Genomic DNA, 4,474 nt, shown 5'->3' on the forward strand with positions numbered 1-4,474 from the left:
TCGAAAGGCTGCCCGTTGGGTGGATGGCGTAATACGGGCGCAGGGCAACCGCCGCCCCCTCACGCCCGCATCACGAGATGGGGACATTTCTGTAACGGCCTTGGCCTTTGGCTGAACTTCGTTGCACAACTGTCGGCAGCAACGTTGGGGACAGCATGACGATCAGCCACATTTCCCGCAGGGCGCCGGGTTCGCCTTACATTCTTACGCAAGGCGTTTGCGCATGAAGAAACCGGTTCTCTTCCTGGCGCTCGCCGTTCTTGTTGCAGTTCTGATCGCGGTCATTGGCCGCAACCCGCCCGATCTTGATATGCTGCGCGGTTATCTGACCGGGCTTGAGGCGCGGGTGGCGGAAAACCCGCTGACTGTCGCTGCCATATTCTTTGCCGCCTATGTCGCCGTCACCGCCCTGTCGCTGCCGCTTGCCGTCTGGATGACCCTGGCCGCTGGCGCGCTTTTCGGTTTCTGGTGGGGGTTGGTGCTGGTCTCTTTCGCCTCGACGACCGGGGCGACGCTCGCCTTTCTCGCCTCGCGCTATCTTCTGTCGGACTGGGTGCATGAGAGGCTTGGAAACCGGCTTCAGACCATTGATGAGGGCGTGGCGCGGGACGGGGCCTTTTACCTCTTCACCCTGCGCCTGATCCCGGCGATCCCATTCTTTGCCATCAACCTTCTGATGGGCCTGACCCCGATCCGGGCGCTGACCTTTTACCTCGTCAGTCAGGCCGGGATGCTGGCCGGGACGGCGGTCTATGTGAATGCCGGCACGCAACTGGCGCAGCTTGAAAGCCTGTCGGGCATCCTGTCGCTGCCCCTGATCCTGTCCTTCGTCCTTTTGGGCATCTTCCCGTGGATCGCGAAATTCGTGCTTGGCCTTGTCAAGCGCCGCCGCGCCCGTGCCGGCTGGGACCGGCCCGCGCGCTATGACCGCAATATGGTGGTGATCGGTGCCGGGGCGGCTGGCCTCGTCTCGGCCTATATCGCGGCGGCGGTGAAGGCGAAGGTGACGTTGGTCGAAGCCCACAAGATGGGCGGCGATTGCCTGAACTATGGCTGCGTGCCGTCGAAGGCGCTGATCAAGTCGGCCAAGCTCGTCCATCAGATGCGCCATGCCGATCACTACGGGCTGATCGCGACCCGCCCTGAATTTTCCTTCCGCAAGGTCTTTGAGCGCATCCATGCTGTGGTCAAGGCGATTGAACCGCATGACAGCGTGGAGCGGTATGAGGGGCTGGGCGTCGAGGTCTTACAGGGCCACGCGAAGCTGATCGACCCTTGGACGGTGGAGATCATCGGCGCGGATGGCGCGGCGCAGCGTCTGACCACCCGCTCTGTGATCCTCGCGACAGGGGCCGCGCCCTTCGTGCCGCCGCTACCGGGGCTGGATCAGGTCGGGCATCTGACTTCGGACACGCTTTGGGATGAGATGGTGACGCGCGATGCTGCGCCGAAAAGGCTTGTCGTCCTTGGCGGCGGACCGATCGGTTGCGAACTGGCGCAAAGCTTTGCGCGGCTGGGATCGGAGGTCACCCAGATCGAGATGCTGCCGCGCATCCTGATCCGCGAGGATGAGGAGGTATCCGACCTCGTGAAGGCGTCGATGGAGGCCGATGGCGTCACGGTGCTGACCGGCCACAAGGCCACGTCGCTGGGCAAGACCGGCGCGGCGAAATGGATCGAGGTCGAGGCGGATGGCGCGATGCGCAAGATCGAATTCGACGATATCCTTGTCGCCGTCGGCCGGGCTGCCCGGCTGAAGGGTTACGGCTTGGAGGAGTTGGGGATTGAAACCGGACGGGTGATTGAGACCAACGAATATCTGGAAACCAAATACCCCAATATCCTCGCTGCGGGCGACGTCGCAGGGCCCTTCCAGTTCACCCATACCGCCGCGCATCAGGCTTGGTTCGCTTCCGTCAACGCGCTTTTCGGCAAGTTCAAGCGGTTCAAGGCGGATTACCGGGTGATCCCCTGGGCGACATTTACTGACCCCGAAGTGGCCCGCGTCGGCCTGAACGAACAGGAGGCGCGGGAGAAGGGCGTGGCGTACGAGGTCACGCATTACGGCATCGACGACCTTGACCGCGCCATTGCCGACGGCACCGCGCATGGTTTCGTGAAGGTGCTGACCCCGCCGGGCAAGGACCGCATCCTTGGTGTCACCATCGCAGGTGAACATGCGGGTGACCTGATAGCCGAATTCGTCTTCGCGATGAAGCACGGGCTGGGGTTGGGGAAGATCCTTGGCACGATCCACACCTATCCGACCCTTGCCGAGGCCAACAAATTCGCCGCCGGGGAATGGCGCAAGGCGCATGTGAATGCGCGTGCCTTGCGGCTGCTTGAGCGGTTCCACGACTGGCGGAGGGGCTGAATGCTCGACCGCCATCTGCTGACTGTGGTCCGCGCCGCACTGGACGCGCCCGCCCGCGCGCTGGTGGCGCGGGGCGTGAGCGCCGATCAGGTGACGCTGGCAGGGTTCGGGCTGGGGCTGCTGGCGGTTGCTGCGCTGGCCTTCGGGGCTTATGCGCTCGCGCTCATCCTCATCCTCGCCAATCGGATCGCCGACGGGATGGACGGGATCATGGCGCGGATGACGGCGCCGACCGACCGGGGGGCATTTCTCGACATCGCACTCGACTTCGTCTTTTACGCGCTCGTCCCCTTCGGCTTCGCACTGGCCGATCCGGCCACCAACGCCCTGCCCGCCGCGGCCCTCATCGCCAGTTTCGTCGGCACCGGATCAAGTTTCCTTGCCTTCGCCTCCATTGCCGCCAAGCGTGGCCTGACGGCAGAGGCCTATCCGACCAAGGGCATCTACTATCTCGGCGGGCTGACTGAGGGGACCGAGACCATCGGACTGTTCCTCGTCATGTGCGTCTGGCCCGCCGCCTTCCCTGTTTTGGCGTGGTGCTTCGCGGCACTTTGCGCCATCACCACACTGACCCGCTGGCATCAAGGCTGGCAGGCTTTCCAGAATAACTGACCGACAGGAGTATCCATGCGTCTTCCCCTTCTCGCCGCCCTTGCCACCGGCATCGCCCTTCCGGCCTTGGCCGACACATGGGACGATACCGTCGCCGCTGCAAAGGGTCAGACCGTCTACTGGAACGCCTGGGGCGGGGATGAGCGCACCAACGACTTCATCGCCTGGGCGAGCGGCGAGCTGGAGGCGGAATACGGCGTCACAATCCAGCAGGTCAAACTGACCGATACCGCCGAGGCCGTGACCCGCGTCATCGCCGAAAAGGCTGCGGGGCAGACGGAAGGCGGATCGGTCGACATGATCTGGATCAACGGCGCCAACTTCCTGTCGATGAAGGAGCAAGGCCTGTTGCACGGGCCGTTCCTGAGCGACCTGCCGAATGCGAAATACCTCGACCTTTCCGACGGGTCGGCGGCGGTCGTCGATTTCACCATTCCGACCGAAGGCTTCGAGTCCCCCTGGCGGCTGGCGAAGTTCGTGCTTACGCATGATTCTGCGCGGGTGGCAGAACCGCCGAAATCGATGGCAGCGCTTCTCGACTGGTCCAAGGCCAATCCCGGCCGTTTCACCCATCCCGCCGTCTCGAACTTCATGGGCGCGACATTCCTGAAACAGGCTTTGATCGAACTCACACCGGATGCGGCGATCCTGCAGGGCGAGGCGACGGACGAGGTCTTTGACACCGCCACCGCCCCTCTCTGGGCCTGGTATGACGACTTGCGCCCGACGCTGTGGCGCGGGGGCGAGACTTTCCCTGAAAACTCCAGCATTCAGGAACAGATGCTGAATGACGGAGAGGTCGATATCTCCATGGCCTTCGATCCGGCCTCGGCCGCTGCCGCCGTCGAAAAGGGGCTCTTGCCCGAGACCGTGCGCGCCTATGGGCTGGACGGCGGTTCCATCGGCAATATCAGCTTTGTCGCCATCCCCTTCAACGCCGCCCACAAAGAGGGCGCGATGGTCGTGGCGAACTTTCTTCTGGACCCGGCGACCCAAGCCAAGGCGCAGGATATCACCGTCCTTGGCAGCTATTCAGTGCTGGACCCGGCGAAGCTGGACGATGGGGCCAAGGCGGCCTTCGCCGCATTGCCTTCGTCCCCCGCTTTGCCGTCGAACGAAGAGCTGGGCCGCACCCTCAATGAGCCGCATCCAAGCTGGATGACGCGCATCGCCGAGGAATGGGCCCAGCGCTACACCGAATGACTGCAACCGAAGGCCGCACGCTTCGCCTGATTGTCCTCGCCCTTGTCGCGGGCGGCCTCGTGCTGCCGATCCTCGCGGGGCTGTGGGAGACGGGGCGGGCAGCCTTCGGCATTCTGCCGGCCATCGGTGCCACTGAACTGTCGCTCGACCCGTGGCGGCGGCTGATTGGCCTGCCGGGGTTCGGCACCAGCCTGACACTGACGCTCTGGACTGGTTTCGCCTCCACCGCACTTGCGCTGATGCTCGCTGTCGGATTTGCCGCCGCGATCTTTGACCGGTTCGGCC

3 protein-coding genes and 1 pseudogene are annotated in these 4,474 nt (G+C 64.0%); all 4 read left to right on the forward strand.

Going from position 1 to position 4,474, the window contains the following annotated elements:
- Positions 1 to 223 precede the first annotated feature (223 nt).
- Positions 224 to 2,374 (forward strand): FAD-dependent oxidoreductase, encoded by a 2,151-nt coding sequence (locus WBB85_RS12195; RefSeq protein WP_432638883.1) that lies wholly within the window; start codon positions 224 to 226, stop codon positions 2,372 to 2,374.
- Positions 2,375 to 2,986 (forward strand): CDP-alcohol phosphatidyltransferase family protein, encoded by a 612-nt coding sequence (locus WBB85_RS12200; protein ID WP_432638884.1) that lies wholly within the window; start codon positions 2,375 to 2,377, stop codon positions 2,984 to 2,986.
- Between the two features lie 15 nt (positions 2,987 to 3,001).
- On the forward strand, positions 3,002 to 4,189 hold the full coding sequence (locus WBB85_RS12205; RefSeq protein WP_432638885.1) for an ABC transporter substrate-binding protein: 1,188 nt from the start codon (positions 3,002 to 3,004) through the stop codon (positions 4,187 to 4,189).
- Positions 4,186 to 4,474: pseudogene (locus WBB85_RS12210) on the forward strand (hypothetical protein); the annotation flags it as partial. The gene WBB85_RS12205 and the pseudogene WBB85_RS12210, both read left to right, overlap by 4 nt.

Source organism: Albidovulum sp. (assembly GCF_049646345.1).
GTDB lineage: Bacteria > Pseudomonadota > Alphaproteobacteria > Rhodobacterales > Rhodobacteraceae > Albidovulum.

Bases quoted from the DNA above. Each gene is read 5' to 3' on its own strand.
- WBB85_RS12195 (WP_432638883.1), top strand. From the start codon at position 224: ATGAAGAAACCGGTTCTCTTCCTGGCGCTCGCCGTTCTTGTTGCAGTT.
- WBB85_RS12200 (WP_432638884.1), top strand. From the start codon at position 2,375: ATGCTCGACCGCCATCTGCTGACTGTGGTCCGCGCCGCACTGGACGCG.
- WBB85_RS12205 (WP_432638885.1), top strand. From the start codon at position 3,002: ATGCGTCTTCCCCTTCTCGCCGCCCTTGCCACCGGCATCGCCCTTCCG.